Origin of the sequence: Chenggangzhangella methanolivorans (assembly GCF_042648545.1) — a bacterium.
In the GTDB taxonomy this organism is placed as follows: domain Bacteria; phylum Pseudomonadota; class Alphaproteobacteria; order Rhizobiales; family Methylopilaceae; genus Methylopila; species Methylopila methanolivorans.
This window is the reverse complement of the sequence record NZ_JBHRXS010000005.1, coordinates 299,250-313,664: the sequence shown is the minus strand read 5'-3', so window position 1 is coordinate 313,664 and position 14,415 is coordinate 299,250. Positions and strand designations below refer to the sequence as shown.

At 68.4% G+C, this 14,415-nt stretch carries 13 protein-coding genes; 9 read left to right on the top strand and 4 right to left on the bottom strand.

The window, feature by feature from the left end; genetic code table 11:
• Window positions 1-4: 4 nt before the first annotated feature.
• Together ACFOWB_RS10840 and ACFOWB_RS10835 are read left to right on the top strand one after the other, a co-directional pair.
• Window positions 5-1,609 carry a TadG family pilus assembly protein gene (locus ACFOWB_RS10840; protein WP_378147224.1) on the top strand — a complete coding sequence of 535 codons (1,605 nt, stop codon included), beginning with the start codon at window positions 5-7 and terminating at the stop codon, window positions 1,607-1,609.
• Window positions 1,610-1,750: 141 nt separating this feature from the next.
• On the top strand, window positions 1,751-2,926 hold the full coding sequence (locus tag ACFOWB_RS10835; protein WP_261404920.1) for an L-talarate/galactarate dehydratase: 1,176 nt from the start codon (window positions 1,751-1,753) through the stop codon (window positions 2,924-2,926).
• Window positions 2,927-3,032: 106 nt separating this feature from the next.
• Here ACFOWB_RS10835 and ACFOWB_RS10830 read toward each other — a convergent pair whose 3' ends face one another.
• Window positions 3,033-3,914 (bottom strand): LysR family transcriptional regulator, encoded by an 882-nt coding sequence (locus tag ACFOWB_RS10830; protein ID WP_261404921.1) that lies wholly within the window; start codon window positions 3,912-3,914, stop codon window positions 3,033-3,035.
• 141 nt (window positions 3,915-4,055) lie between these two features.
• On the opposite strand from ACFOWB_RS10830, the gene ACFOWB_RS10825 reads away from it, so the two are divergent.
• The 4 genes from ACFOWB_RS10825 to ACFOWB_RS10810 all read left to right on the top strand — a co-directional run bounded on the left by ACFOWB_RS10825 (window position 4,056) and on the right by ACFOWB_RS10810 (window position 8,655).
• The gene (locus ACFOWB_RS10825; RefSeq protein WP_261404922.1) at window positions 4,056-5,030 is read left to right on the top strand and encodes a Bug family tripartite tricarboxylate transporter substrate binding protein; all 975 of its coding nucleotides are present in this window, start codon (window positions 4,056-4,058) and stop codon (window positions 5,028-5,030) included.
• A 314-nt stretch (window positions 5,031-5,344) separates the two neighbouring features.
• On the top strand, window positions 5,345-6,634 hold the full coding sequence (locus ACFOWB_RS10820) for an enolase C-terminal domain-like protein (RefSeq protein ID WP_261405697.1): 1,290 nt from the start codon (window positions 5,345-5,347) through the stop codon (window positions 6,632-6,634).
• A gap of 203 nt (window positions 6,635-6,837) precedes the next feature.
• Complete coding sequence (locus ACFOWB_RS10815) at window positions 6,838-7,605, top strand: HpcH/HpaI aldolase family protein (RefSeq protein WP_261404923.1); 768 nt, start codon at window positions 6,838-6,840, stop codon at window positions 7,603-7,605.
• A gap of 171 nt (window positions 7,606-7,776) precedes the next feature.
• Entirely contained in the window at window positions 7,777-8,655 is an 879-nt protein-coding gene (locus ACFOWB_RS10810) for a 2-hydroxy-3-oxopropionate reductase (RefSeq protein WP_261404924.1), read from the top strand.
• 227 nt (window positions 8,656-8,882) lie between these two features.
• Here ACFOWB_RS10810 and ACFOWB_RS10805 read toward each other — a convergent pair whose 3' ends face one another.
• Window positions 8,883-9,383 carry a cupin domain-containing protein gene (locus tag ACFOWB_RS10805; protein ID WP_261404925.1) on the bottom strand — a complete coding sequence of 167 codons (501 nt, stop codon included), beginning with the start codon at window positions 9,381-9,383 and terminating at the stop codon, window positions 8,883-8,885.
• Window positions 9,384-9,547: 164 nt separating this feature from the next.
• Here ACFOWB_RS10805 and ACFOWB_RS10800 point away from each other — a divergent pair, with 164 nt between their 5' ends.
• From ACFOWB_RS10800 to ACFOWB_RS10790, 3 genes are all read left to right on the top strand, one after another.
• Window positions 9,548-10,780, top strand: a complete 1,233-nt coding sequence (locus tag ACFOWB_RS10800; protein WP_261404926.1) for a multidrug effflux MFS transporter — start codon at window positions 9,548-9,550, stop codon at window positions 10,778-10,780.
• A gap of 670 nt (window positions 10,781-11,450) precedes the next feature.
• Window positions 11,451-12,863 carry a 3-isopropylmalate dehydratase large subunit gene (gene leuC / locus ACFOWB_RS10795; RefSeq protein ID WP_261404928.1) on the top strand — a complete coding sequence of 471 codons (1,413 nt, stop codon included), beginning with the start codon at window positions 11,451-11,453 and terminating at the stop codon, window positions 12,861-12,863.
• A 151-nt stretch (window positions 12,864-13,014) separates the two neighbouring features.
• Complete coding sequence (locus ACFOWB_RS10790) at window positions 13,015-13,479, top strand: GNAT family N-acetyltransferase (RefSeq protein ID WP_261404929.1); 465 nt, start codon at window positions 13,015-13,017, stop codon at window positions 13,477-13,479.
• Between the two features lie 59 nt (window positions 13,480-13,538).
• On the opposite strand, the gene ACFOWB_RS10785 is transcribed toward ACFOWB_RS10790, so the two are convergent.
• Together ACFOWB_RS10785 and ACFOWB_RS10780 are read right to left on the bottom strand one after the other, a co-directional pair.
• Entirely contained in the window at window positions 13,539-13,802 is a 264-nt protein-coding gene (locus ACFOWB_RS10785) for a hypothetical protein (protein WP_261404930.1), read from the bottom strand.
• 217 nt (window positions 13,803-14,019) lie between these two features.
• Window positions 14,020-14,268: a hypothetical protein gene (locus tag ACFOWB_RS10780; RefSeq protein ID WP_261404931.1), complete on the bottom strand. Its 249-nt coding sequence runs from the start codon at window positions 14,266-14,268 to the stop codon at window positions 14,020-14,022.
• Window positions 14,269-14,415: the final 147 nt, after the last annotated feature.

The window sequence follows — 14,415 nt, the reverse complement described above, 5'->3', positions numbered from 1 at the left end:
TTCGGTGTCGATCCTGACCGTCGCCTTCGGCGGCTGCTTGATCGCCTCGCTCGCGATCACGATCGACCTCGCGCGCCTCCATCTCGAGCGGCGCGAGAACCAGGGAGCGCTCGATCTCGCGGCGCTCTCGGCGGCCCGCAATCTCGTGCTCGCGGAGGCCTCGGCTCGCAAGGCGCTCTCCGACAACGGCGTCGCGCTCCCGAGCGGCCTCGTGGTGACCCTCGGCAGCTACGTCGCGACCGGCGGCGGCGACCCGACGCGCCGGTTCGTGGCGGGCGGCAAGCCCACCAACGCCGTCCAGCTCAAGATGACGACAGACAACCCGGTCGTGTTCGGGCGCGCGATCTTCGGCTCGTCCCAGAAGCTCACGACGGTCGCGACCGCGGTCAACACGCGGCTCGCGTCGTTCACCATCGGCTCTCGTCTCGCCTCGCTTCAGGGCGGCGTCGCCAACGCGCTCCTGTCCAAGCTGCTCGGCGCCTCAGTGTCGCTTTCGGTCATGGACTACAATTCACTGGCCGACGCGAAGATCGAACTGCCGAAGCTGCTCCAGGCGGTGGCGACCCGCGCCCATCTGACCGCCGTGACCTATGACGACGTCCTCAACGCGCAGGTGGGGGTCGGCGATCTCCTCAACGCGATCGGAGACGTGCTCGGCACCCCGACCTTGAAGTACCTGCTGCAGACGCTCGCGCAGGGCGCGAACGTGAAGAAGATCTCGCTGGCGACGATGATCGACTTCGGTCCGCTCGCCAAGCTTCAGCTTGGCAGTCCCATCGGCCTCAGCGCCTCCGCTTCCGTGCTGCAGACGGTGATGACCGCGCTCGGCGTCGCCAACGGCGGCGCCAACCAGATCGACTTCGACATCGGCGCGCAGATCCCGGGCCTGCTGGCTCTGACGGCCTCGCTGAACATCGGCGAGCGCCCCCAGTCGTCGCCGTGGTTCGGACTGAACACGGAGGGCGCGACGGTTCGTACGGCGCAGACCCGCCTGCGCCTCAACGCCAAAATCGGCGGGGTGCTCGGCCTGGCGTCGATCAATCTGCCGGTCGCCGTCGACGTGGCGGCCTCGCAGGCGACGCTGTCCGCCTCGCAATGCGGCCGCAATCCGAAGACCGACGCCACCGCGACGCTTTCGGTGACGCCCTCGATCGGCCGGATCTGGATCGGTCAGCCGAAGAACCTGAGCCGCTGGAACGACATGACCCAGGCGGCCGACATCGGTCCGGCGACGCTTGTCGACGTGCCGCTGCTGCTGTCCGCCTCCGCGCTGTCCTATGTCGGCGTGGAGACGACGCAGGCGTCAAACGTGACCTTCACCGCGAGCGACATGGCCGCCGGCACGATGAAGACGGTCACGAACACCTCCATTCTGCAATCGGCCCTGACCAGCCTCACCAAGAATCTGTCCATCACGGTCAATCTCCTCGGCTTCACGCTCGGGACGCCGAAATTCGTCACCGACACGCTCGCCGCGGCCGTTTCGCCGATCGGCGCGCTGCTTGACCCGGTGCTCAACACGCTGCTGTCGACGCTCGGCGTCGGCCTCGGCCAGGCGGACGTCTCGGTGCGCGGCGTGCGGTGCGATGGCTCGGCGCTGGTGGGCTGACGCGTGCGCGAACAATTGATGCCCTGAGCGCATCAAAATTATGAAAACATAGCCTTGGACGCGCACGAATGTCCGGGCGTATCTCTACCCCCGCGAGAAGCCTGCGCCTTGGGAGCGCCGGCCCGTGAGGAGAAACGCCCGATGACCGCCGCCGACAGCTCCGCCGTCGCGACCCACGCCGCCGCGCCCGGCGGCGACCGCATCGCCTTCGCCAAGCTTTCGCTCTGCTTCCTTCCGCTCAAGACCCCGATCTCCGACGCCAAGGTGCTGACCGGGCGCCAGAAGCCGCTGACCGAAGTCGCGATCCTGTTCTGCGAGATCGAGACCCGGGACGGGCATCGCGGAATGGGCTTCTCCTACTCCAAGCGCGCCGGCGGACCCGGCATGTTCGCCCACGCCCGCGAGATCGCCGACCGCCTGATCGGCGAGGATCCGAACGACATCGAAAAGATCTGGACCAAGCTGGTCTGGGCCGGGGCCTCGGTCGGCCGTTCGGGGCTGGCGACGCAAGCCATCGCCGCGATCGACATCTGCCTCTGGGATCTGAAGGCCAAGCGCGCCGGCCTGCCGCTGTCGAAGCTCATCGGCTCCCACCGGGATTCGGTGCGCTGCTACAACACCTCGGGCGGCTTCCTTTCGACCCCGCTTCCCGAGGTGCTCGAGAACTGCGCGGCGTCGCGCGAAAAGGGCATCGGCGGCATCAAGATCAAGGTCGGCCAGCCGGATTGGTCGAAGGATTTCGAGCGCGTGAAGGCGGTGCGCAAGCTGCTCGACGGCGGGTTTCCGCTCGCGGTCGACGCCAACCAGCAGTGGGACCGCCCGACCGCGATGCGGGTCGGCCGGGCGCTCGAGGACTTCGACCTGTTCTGGATCGAGGAGCCGCTCGACGCCTATGACGCCAAGGGCCACGCGATGCTGGCCGCCGACCTCGCCACCCCGATCGCGACCGGCGAGATGCTGACGAGCGTCGCCGAGCATTACGAGCTCATCCGCAACGACAGCGTCGACTTCATCCAGCCGGACGCCGGCCGCGTCGGCGGGATCACGCAGTTCCTGAAGATCATGAACATGGCGGACCACGCCGGGCTGATGATGGCCCCGCATTTCGCCATGGAGATCCACCTCCATCTCTGCGCCTGCTATCCGCGCGAGCCGTGGGTGGAGCACTTCGACTGGCTGGAGCCGCTGTTCGAGGAAAGCCTCGAGATCCGCGACGGCCGCATGGTGGTGCCGGACCGTCCGGGCCTCGGCGCGACCATCAGCGAGCAGGCGCGCGCATGGGTGGTGGACAGCCACGAAGTCGGCAAGCGGGCATGAGCCGACGTCCCTGACGCCGCCTCATGCGCTGGAGGGCGTCATGCCGGTCGAAGAGCCGCCGTCCCGGCTCTTCGGCCGGGACGACGGATGCGCCAAGCCGTTCCCCTCACCCCTCGCCCAAGATGATCTCGAGCGCGCGCGCGGCCGCCGGGTTCTCGTTGTCGCTGCGCCAGACGGCGCCGAGGTCCGCGGTTTCGCCGGCCCGGGCGAGTTCGCGATAGGCGACGCCTTCAAAGTGCAGCTGGCGCGCCGCCTCCGGGACGAGCGCCACCCCGAGCCCGATCCGAACCAGCGCCAGCACCGAATGGATCTGGCTGACATGCTGGGCGATGGTCGGCTGCGCGCCCGCCGCCGAGAACAGCCGCAGCGTCAGGTCATGGAAATAGCGCGCCTCGAACGGCGAGTAGCTGATCAGCGGGTCGCCGCCGAGCTCGACGAGGTCGATCCGGTCGCGGTCCGCCAAGCGGTGGTCCGGCGGCAGCGCGACGATCATCGGCTCACGCAGCACGATGCGGAATTCGAGGCCCGCATGGCGCACCGGCGGGCGCACGAGGCCGATGTCGATGCGCCCGTTGGCCAGCGCGTCGAGCTGGGCGGAAGTCACCGCCTCGCGCAGCGCGACGTCGACGCCGGGAAGCCGCGCCCTCAGCCGCTGAAACACGTCCGGCAGGAAGCCGTAGCCCGAGGCCGCCGTGAAGCCGATCGTCACCGCGCCGACGTCGCCGCCCGACACGCGCCGGATCGACATCGCCGCGCCTTCGGCGAGTTGCAGCAGTCGCCGCGCCTCCGGAAGGAAGGTGCGCCCCGAGGGCGTGAGCGCGACGCGGCGGTGAGACCGCTCGAAGAGCTTGGCCTCCAACAGATGCTCGAGCAGCTGAATCTGCCGGCTGAGCGGGGGCTGCGTCATGTTCAGCCGGCGCGCCGCGCGGCCGAAATGCAGCTCCTCGGCGACGGCGACGAAACAGCGAAGATGGGCGAATTCGAACATCGATACCTAACGAGCATCGATCGATGCATTTTCTAGCTTAGACCGGAATAGAGGCTGCGACTAGCCTCCGGGACGTCGGGACGATGCGGCGACAAGACCGCTAGGCCGACGAGGAAACGCGCCCCGGGAGGAGTGTCTCAGATGCGCATGCTCAAGGTTTTGGCGGTCGCGGCCTGCGCGCTCGCCCTCGTCGCGCCGCCGCCCGCGCTGGCGACTGACTACCCGACCCGCAACATCACGATGATCGTGCCGTTCCCGCCCGGCGGCGCCTCGGACACTGCGGCGCGCGTCGTCAGCCAGCAACTCGAGAAGCAGCTCGGCAAGAACATCATCATCGAGAACAAGCCGGGCGCGACCGGCAACACCGGCGCGCGTCTCGCCGCGAGCGCCGCGCCGGACGGCTACACGCTGCTTTGCGCGGCGCTGTCGGTCTGGTCGATCAACGCGGCGCTGTTCAAGAACCTGCCTTACGACCCCGCCAAGGATTTCGACCACCTGACGATCGCAGTGCGCACGCCGAACGTGCTGGTCGTGCGCAAGGACTTTCCGGCCAAGGACTACAAGGAGTTCGTCGAGTATCTGAAGGCCCATCCGGGCGAAGTGACGTTCGCGAGCTCCGGCAGCGGCTCGTCGGATCATCTGACCGCAGAACTCTGGTGGCAGAAGACCGACACCAAGGCGAACCACATTCCCTACAAGGGCGGCGGACCGGCCATCGCCGACCTCATCGGCGGCCACGCCGACGCTTCTTTCGCGAATCTCGGCAACATCTATCCGCAGGTCCATCTGGGCAAGGTGCGGGCGCTCGCCATCACCTCGGAGAAGCGTGACCCGCTGCTGCCCGAAGTGCCGACGCTCGCGGAACTCGGCCTTCAGGGCGCCGAGGTCTATTCCTGGCAGGCGCTCGGCGGGCCGAAGGGCATGCCCGAGGACGTTCGGACAAAGCTCGCGACCGAGATGGTCAAGGCGCTGAAGGAGCCGTCCGTGAAGGAGGCCTTCGCCAAGACCGGCTTCGAGATCGTGGCCAACACGCCAGAGGAGTTCCGGGCCTTCCAGGCCGGCGAGATCGCCCGCTGGAAGGAGGTCGTGGCCAAGGGGAACATCCCGTCGCCGTGACCCCTGCCCTTCGCGGCAAGCCGCGACGTGTCCGCTCCCTCCCCCTTGCGGGGAGGGTAAGGGTGGGGGTGGTTCAGGACTGGACTCAGGCGCCGCGCGCAGAGCAGCGGCTCTCTCCTCGCCCTTCCGGAACCACCCCCACCCCCCTGACCCCTCCCCGCAAGGGGGAGGGGAGAAGAGCGCCTCCTTCGCGAACGGCGCGAGACCCACAAGATCTCTTTGCCCGGAGCCCTCCCGTGACCACCCTCGCCGAAGACGTCGAGAGCCAGGCTTCCGCCCGCGCCTCGACGCCGGTCGTCACCGACCTCAAGGTCGTGCCCGTCGCCGGCCATGACTCGATGCTGATGAACCTGAGCGGCGCCCATGGCCCGTTCTTCACCCGCAACCTCGTGGTCCTCACCGACAGCGCCGGCCATACCGGCCTCGGCGAGGTGCCGGGCGGGGAAAAGATCCGCCAGACGCTGGAGGACGCCCGCGAGCTCATCGTCGGCCGCCCGATCGGCGCCTGGAACGCGGCGCTCACCGACATGCGCGCCGCCTTCGCCGACCGCGACTCCGGCGGCCGCGGGCTCCAGACCTTCGATCTCCGCATCACCATTCATGCGGTGACCGCGGTCGAGAGCGCCTTCCTCGACCTGCTCGGCCAGCATCTCGGCGTCCCGGTCGCGGCGCTGCTCGGCGAAGGCGTGCAGCGTCCTGCCGTCGAGATGCTCGGCTACCTGTTCTATGTCGGCCCGCGGACGAGGACGGACCTGCCCTATCGCGCGCCGACCGCCAAGGACGGCTGGCTGCGCCTGCGCGACGAGGAGGCGCTCAGTCCCGAGACCGTCACGCGCCTCGCCGAGGCCGCGCATGAGCGATACGGCTTCAACGACTTCAAGCTGAAGGGCGGGGCCCTGCCGGGCGAGGAGGAGATCGCGGCCGTGACCGCGATCAAGAAGCGCTTTCCGGACGCCCGCGTGACGCTCGACCCCAACGGCGCCTGGTCGCTCGAAGAGGCGATCCGGCTCTGCAAGGGCCAGGGCCATGTGCTCGCCTACGCCGAAGATCCGTGCGGCGCCGAACAGGGCTTTTCGGGGCGAGAGATCATGGCGGAGTTCCGCCGCGCCACGGGCCTTCCCACCGCCACCAACATGGTGGCGACCGACTGGCGGCAGATGCGCCACGCGATCCAGCTCGGCTCGGTCGACATCCCGCTCGCCGATCCGCACTTCTGGACGCTCGCAGGGGCGGTTCGTGTCGCGCAGCTCACCCGCGACCACGACCTCACCTGGGGCTCGCACTCCAACAACCACTTCGACGTCTCGCTCGCCATGTTCACTCATGCGGCCGCCGCCGCGCCCGGCAAGGTGACGGCGATCGACACCCACTGGATCTGGCAGGACGGCGAGCGGCTCACCAAGGAGCCGCTGCAGATCAAGGGCGGGCTCGTCGCGCTCCCCGAGCGGCCGGGCCTCGGGATCGAGATCGACTGGCTGGAGGTCGAGAAGGCGCACGAGCTCTACAAGCGCCACGGCCTCGGCGCCCGCGACGACGCGGCCGCCATGCAGTTCCTCATCCCCGGCTGGACCTTCGACAACAAGCGCCCCGCGATGGTGCGGTGATGGCGGCGGATCGGACAGTGCGTGCTTCGAGACGGCCCTTCGGGCCTCCTCAGCATGAGGACCGTCAGGGGTCGGCTTTCCTCCCCCTCCCTCATGCTGAGGAGCGGCCGGAAGGCCGCATCTCGAAGCACGCAGTTCGTCGCCGCGCGCGCCGTTGACCGACAGTCGCCAGAACCCTTCAGACACAGAGGCGAGCAACCGCCATGGACATGCCCAAAAACACCTTCAAGGCCGCGATCTCGTCGGGCCGCCAGCAGATCGGCCTGTGGTCGAGCCTCGCGAGCAACATCTCGACAGAGGTCATCGCGGGCTCGGGCTTCGACTGGATCTTGCTCGACATGGAGCACTCGCCGAACGACCTCGGCGACGTCTATGTCCAGCTCCAGTCCATGATGGAGACCGCCACGCAGGCGGTGATCCGCATGCCGAGCGACGATCCGATCGCCATCAAGCGCATTCTGGACGCCGGCGCGCAGTCGCTGATGATCCCGAACGTCGAGACCGCCGAGCAGGCGGCGAAGGTCGTCGCCGCGACCCGCTACGCGCCGAAGGGCGTGCGCGGCTTCAGCCAGGCGCCGCGCGCCGCCCGATTCGGGCGCGTTCCGAATTACCACGCGAACTGCGAGGCCGAGATCTGCGTGATCGTGCAGATCGAGAGCCAGACCGCGCTCGACAACATCGAGGAGATCGCGGCCGTCGAGGGCGTCGACGCGCTGTTCGTCGGGCCGGGCGACCTGTCGACCAGCCTCGGCTATCTCGGCCGCCAGGGCCACGCAGACGTCGTCGAGGCGATCGAGAAGATCATCCCGCGCATCACCGCGACGGGCCGGGCCTGCGGGATCCTGACGGGCGACGAGACGCTCGCGCGCCGCTATATGGCCGCCGGCACGATCTTCACCGCGGTCGGCTCCGACATGACCCTGCTCGCGCGCACTACCGAAGCGCTCGCGGCGCGGTTCAAGCAGGGGTGACAAGGCCCCCGCCGTCATGCCCGGCGAAGCCGGGTATCCACGACTTTCCGTAGATGGCAAGCGCTACGACCAAGTCGTGGATACCCGCGCGAAGGCGCGGGCATGACGGCTGGGAACGCACTCCCTTTCCACCGCTTTCCTACACACTTTCCCACAGACCGGAGACCCCACATGAACGTCGGATTCGTCGGCCTCGGCATCATGGGCAAGCCGATGGCGGGCCACCTCATCGCAGGCGGCCACACGCTCTTCTTGAAAACTCGCCGGGAAGTCCCGACCGAGCTGATCTCAGCCGGCGGAACCGCCTGCGCGAGCGCCAAAGAGGTCGCGGAAAAATCCGACGTCATCATCACCATGGTGCCGGACACGCCTGACGTCGAAGCCGTGCTGTTCGGCGAAGGCGGCGTCGCCGAGGGGCTTTCGGCCGGCAAGATCGTCGTCGACATGAGCTCGATCTCGCCGATCGCAACCAAGGCCTTCGCGGAGAGGATCGCGGAAAAGGGCGGTTCTTACCTCGACGCGCCGGTCTCCGGCGGCGAGGTCGGCGCGAAGAACGCCTCGCTCACCATCATGGTCGGCGGCGAGGAGGCGGCCTTCGACGCCGTGAAGCCGCTGTTCGAGCTGATGGGCAAGAACGTGACGCTGGTCGGCCCGACGGGCGCGGGCCAGTCCACCAAGGTCGCGAACCAGATCATCGTCGCGCTCACCATCGGCGCGGTGGCCGAAGGGCTGCTGTTCGCCTCCAAGGCCGGCGCGGACCCCGCCAAGGTGCGGCAGGCGCTGACCGGCGGGCTCGCCACCTCGCGCATCCTCGAGCTTCACGGCGAGCGGATGATCAAGCGCACCTTCGATCCGGGCTTCCGCATCGAGCTGCACCAGAAGGATCTCAACCTCGCGCTCGAAGGCGCGAAGTCGCTCGGGATCGCGCTGCCTTCGACCGCGGTCGCCCAGCAGCTGTTCTCGGTGTGCGTCGCCAATGGCGGCAAGGCCTGGGATCATTCCGGCCTCGCCCGCGCGTTGGAGATCATGTCGAACCACGAGATCGCGTGAAGACGGTCGGAAGCCGCGCCTGTTCTCCCCTCCCCCTTGCGGGGAGGGGTCGGGGGTGGGGGTGGTTCAGGATTGAGCGGCATGCGCGACGTCGCTCTATGCCGATGTATCGAGCTTCATTCTGAACCACCCCCACCCTCACCCTCCCCGCAAGGGGGAGGGACGGGGACAGAGACGTCGTGCGCGTCCCGCGAAAGCTCGCAATCGGCGGCGCCGTGCTTGGTCCCTCACGGCGCCTTGTGGATCGGGTCGACCCAGTAGACCGCTTCGGGCTTCTCCACCGGGTCGACGTCGGTGATGTTGACCACCACGGCCTCGTTGTCGGAGCGCACCAGCACGCATTCGAGCGGCTCGTCGGGGTTCGCGTTGATCTCCTGATGCGGCACATAAGGCGGCACGAAGATGAAGTCGCCGGGCTCGGCCTCGGCGACATATTCGAGTCTTTCGCCCCAGCGCATCCGCGCGCGGCCGCGCACGACGTAGATCACGCTTTCCAGCGCGCCGTGGTGGTGAACGCCGGTCTTGGCGTTGGGCTCGATCGAGACCGTCCCGGCCCAGATCTTCTGCGCGCCGACGCGCGCGTGATTGATCGCCGCCTGACGGAACATCCCGGGCGTCTGCGCGGTGTTGGAGTCGAGCTTGTCGCCCTTGATGACGCGGACGCCGTCATGCTTCCAGCGATCGGGCGCGTGATCATGCTCGTGATCGTGGCCGTGGTCGTGCGTCATTGGTCCTCCCCGTTTTTCTGGCGATCTTAGCCGCTTGGGCGAAGGCGCAAAGCCGGCATGCGCGGCGATTTGGCTCCAGCGCCCTAAAACCGGCGGGTTCGCCGCGCCTCAACGCGCGGCCTCTCCACCTCGCGTCCCCGCTTCGCCACGAGCCCCGAGCGCCCATGCGCCTCAAGCCAGACACGCTCGCTCTCACCGCAGTCCTTGCGCTGCTGACCGCCGTCGGCCCGCTGGCGATCGACATGTATCTGCCCTCGCTGCCGCACCTTTCCGAAGCGCTCGGGGCGAGCCAGTCGGAGGGGCAGCTGACGCTGTCGGCCTTCCTCGTCGGCTTCGCGGCGGGCCAAGTGGTCTATGGCCCGCTGTCGGACGCCAAGGGCCGCAAGCCGGTGCTGATCGCGAGCCTCGCGCTCTTCACCTTCGGCTCCGCGCTCTGCGCCGTCGCCCCGACCATCGAGACGCTGATCGTCGCGCGCTTCGCGCAGGCGCTCGGCGGCGCGGGGCCGGTGGTGCTCGCCCGCTCGATCGTGCGCGACCTCTATTCGGGGCCGCGCGCCGCCAGGGAGCTCGCGCGCATGGCGACGATCCTCGGCCTCATCCCGGCAGTCGCCCCGCTCATCGGCGGCGTGCTGGAGAACGCCTTCTCCTGGCGCGCGACCTTCGTGGTGCTGACCTTCGTGCTCGCCGCCGAAATGCTGGTGGTGGCTGTCTTCCTGCCCGAGACCATCCGCGCCAAGGCCGTCGGAGCCGTCAGCCCCCGCACCGTGTTCGCGAGCTTCGGCGTGCTGCTGCGCCACCGCGGCTTCCTCACCTATCTCGGGCTCACCGCGGTCGCGTTCGCGGGGCTGTTCGCCTACATCTCGACCTCGTCCTTCATTCTGCAGTCGATCTACGGCCTCTCGGCGGTGGCCTATGGGGCCGCCTTTGCGGTCGGCGTCATCGGCTTCATCGGGGGCACGCTCGCGGCCGGCCCGCTGGTGCGCCGCGGCGGGCTCGACCACGCGATCGGGATCGGGACGGGGGCGCTCGCGGTCGGCGGCCTGCTGATGCTCGCGCTCGTGACGCTCGGGCCCAAGACGCCCTTCGCGGTCATGATCCCGATGATGATCTACATGTTCGGCGTCGGGCTGGTGATGCCGCAGTCGATGGCGGCCGCGCTCCAGCCGTTTCCCGAGCGCGCGGGCGCGGCGTCCTCGCTCGTCGGCTTCGCCCAGATGGCGACCGGCGCGCTGATCGGCGTCGCGATCGGGCGCACGCTCGGGACCGACTACGGCTTTCTCGCCTTGCCGGTCGCGGTCGCGACGTTCGGGACAGCGACCCTCGCGCTGTTCTTCGCGAGCGGACGCGCCCGAAAGGGGCTCGGAGACGGACCGCCCGAGCCCATGAACCCGAGATAAACGGACCGGCCACCTTCGGTTCACACGCGCGCCGCTAGGGTCTCTGCAACGTCGAGGCGGATCTCCCGTCCTGAAGACGCCGGCAGCGGATCCCCGCCCCTCTCCGCTTCCGGACCCCTCGAGGCCAAACGCCCGGCTCATGGAGATGAGCCGGGCGTTTTCGCGTCCAGGCGAGCCGAAGCCCGCCGCCCTCCCCGGCGGAGCCCGCCACGGCTTGGCCGTCTCAGCGCCACGCCGATGAACCCCGGCCAAACGCGCCGGCCATGCGCCGTTCAGATCGGCCCCGCTAGTCTCCGATCCAACGTCGAGGCGGTTCTCCCGTCCCGAAAGACGCCGGCAGCGGATCCCCGCCCCTCTCCGCCTCCGGTCTCCTCGACGCCCACGCCCGGTTCATGGAGATGGACCGGGCGTTTTTGCGGCCTCCGCCCACCGTCCATGGCGATTGCAACTAGAGCCGTTCCAATCCTATATGACGCCCATGACCGGACGCAGGATCACGGGCGAATTGACGTCGGAGGGCTTCGCCGCCCTGACCGACCACGCACGCCTGCCGTCGCGGTTCCATGCGCGTCTGTCCGGCATCGCGACCCGACTTCGGGACTGAGCGCGCCGCGGCTTTCCGCGGCCTGACACCCGATCGACGCAAACGCTCATATTTCCGAGGCGAACAATGGCCGCCGCCGCTCCCAAGACCCTCTACGACAAGATCTTCGACGACCACGTCGTCGACCGGCAGCCCGACGGCTCGGTGCTGCTCTATATCGACCGCCACCTCGTCCACGAGGTGACGAGCCCGCAGGCCTTCGAGGGCTTGCGCACCTCGGGCCGCAAGGTCCGCGCGCCGCACAAGACGCTCGCGGTCGTCGACCACAACGTGCCGACCTCGAACCGCAACCTGCCGAACCCGGACCCGGAGAGCGCCGCCCAGATCGAGGCGCTCGCCGAGAACACGCGCGAATTCGGCATCCAGTATTATGACGCCTTCGACAAGCGTCAGGGCATCGTCCATGTCGTCGGTCCCGAGCAGGGCTTTACGCTCCCCGGCACCACGATCGTCTGCGGCGACAGCCACACCTCGACGCATGGCGCGTTCGGGGCGCTCGCGCACGGCATCGGCACGTCCGAGGTCGAGCACGTGCTCGCGACCCAGACGCTGATCCAGACCAAAGCCAAGAACATGCGCATCGTCGTCGACGGCAAGCTGCCGGACGGCGTCGGGGCCAAGGACGTGATCCTGGCCATCATCGGCGAGATCGGCACGGCGGGCGGCACCGGCTACGTGATGGAGTACGCCGGCGACACCATCGAGAGCCTTTCGATGGAAGGCCGCATGACGGTCTGCAACATGTCGATCGAGGGCGGGGCCCGCGCCGGGCTCGTGGCGCCGGACGGCAAGGCCTACGACTTCCTGAAGGGCCGCCCGATGGCTCCGAAGGGCGAAGCCTGGGACGCGGCCGTGCGCTACTGGGACACGCTGAAGACCGACGAGGGCGCGCATTTCGACCGGATCGTCCGGCTCGACGGCGCGAACCTGCCGCCGATCGTCTCCTGGGGCACGAGCCCGCAGGACGTCGTCTCGATCACCGGCGTGGTGCCGGATCCGGACGCCGCCGAGGACGAGGGCAAGAAGGCCGCGATCAAGCGGGCGCTCGCTTATATGGGCCTGACCGCCGGCACCAAGATCACCGACATCGGGGTCGACCGCGTGTTCATCGGCTCGTGCACCAACGGCCGCATCGAGGATCTGCGCGCCGCCGCCAAGGTGATCGAGGGCAAGACGGTGAACGGCAACGTCAACGCCATGGTGGTGCCGGGCTCGGGCCTCGTGAAGGAGCAGGCGGAGGCGGAAGGGCTCGACAAGATCTTCCGCGCCGCGGGTTTCGATTGGCGCGAGCCGGGCTGCTCGATGTGCCTCGCCATGAACCCGGACAAGCTGTCGCCGGAGGAGCGCTGCGCCTCGACCTCGAACCGCAATTTCGAGGGCCGCCAGGGTTTCCGCGGGCGCACGCACCTCGTCTCGCCCGTGATGGCGGCCGCCGCCGCGATCGCCGGCAAGTTCGTCGACATCCGCGACTGGCGGTGAGGCTTTAGAGCGCGACGTTTCCCGCCCCTTCTCCCGCTCGCGGGAGAAGGTAAGGATGAGGGGAAACGGCGGCGCCCTCTCAAAAGGGCCCTCACCCTTACCCTCTCCCGCTCTGCGGGAGAGGGGGTCAACAGCGTCGCGCCAAGGTTCCATGTCCCTCGACATCCGCGCCCTCACGCCCGACGACGCAGACCTGTTCGCGCCGCTGCTCGCAGCCTATTCGGACGCGCTGCTCGGCCGCGAAGCGCCAAGCGCGCCCGACGAACCCTATGCGCGCAAACTGCTGTCGGACGAGGAGCCGGTGGCCAACGTCGCCGGAGCGTTTCTGGACGGCCGGCTCGTCGGCTTCGCGCTCTACTACGACCTTCCCGAGGCGATCTCGGGCCTGCGCGCGGGTCAGCTCGACGACCTCTACGTCCGCCCGGACGCCCGCGGAAACGGCGTCGCGCAAAAACTGATCGCAGGCCTCGTCGAGGAGGGCGAGCGGCTCGGCTGGATGCATCTTCGCTGGATGGTCCCGGAAAAGAATCCCGCGGCCGCGCTTTACGAGCGCATCGCCGAAGCCGCGCCATGGCGGAACTTCGTGATCAAGATCGACAAGACGCACGACTGGTGACGAAAAAGCGCCCGGACTGCGAGGTCCGGGCGCCTTGACTGTCAAACCGACTGTCAGCGTCAGCGGCCGATATAGACGCCTGGCCCACTGTCGCGCCGCTCGACGTAGCGGTCGCCGCCTTCGCGATAGACGCGACGGTCGCCGTCGCACTGGCGTTCCTTCGTGATGACGGTCTTGTTGTTCTTCACGACTTTCTTCTCGACCATGCGGCAATCGCCGCGGTCGCCGCCGCCGCCCGGGCCGATATAGACGCTCTGCGCCATCGCCGGCGCGGCGGCTCCAAGGCCCATGATCATCGCGGTCGAAAGGATGAGGGTCTTCATGAGGCTCTCCTCCAGATTCGTTCGAGAACCGTTCCGGCCGCATCGCGTCAGGAGAACAAATCTCCAGATGAAGCGCTCTGGTGGAACGTCGCGACCCTGCTTTCAGGCCGCGCTTATGCAGTCTCAACGAGGCGGAGGAGAGATCGTTCCGAGAAAAACATGCACCGGGCGCGCGACATGACTCACGATCCCGGCTCGAGATCAGGCGCTGGCGGCTTTAGCGGAAGTCCATGCAGCGCGCGACCGAGCGCTGTTCTTTCGGCCACTGGCGGCCGCGCTCTTCGGTCAGGAACACGACGCGGCAGACCGCGGTCGGCCGGGCCGACTGGTAATAGACGCGCGGGATCGGGCGTTCGTAGACGTGCTCGCGCGTGCGCTCGGCCATGTCTGCGGCCGAGGCCGCCTGGACGCCAAGCGCTGCGACGGCCGCGAGAACCGCGGCGGACGTCAATGCCAAACGCTTCATCGTGATCGATTCCTCATGCGCCGTCGTCACGGGCGCGAGTCTAGCAGAGGTCGGCGCAAGAACGACCGAATTTTCCCGCGCCCTGCGCGCGGCGGGCCGTTTCGGGCGCTCGCTATGGCGCCCCGGACACGAAAACGCCCGGCTCTT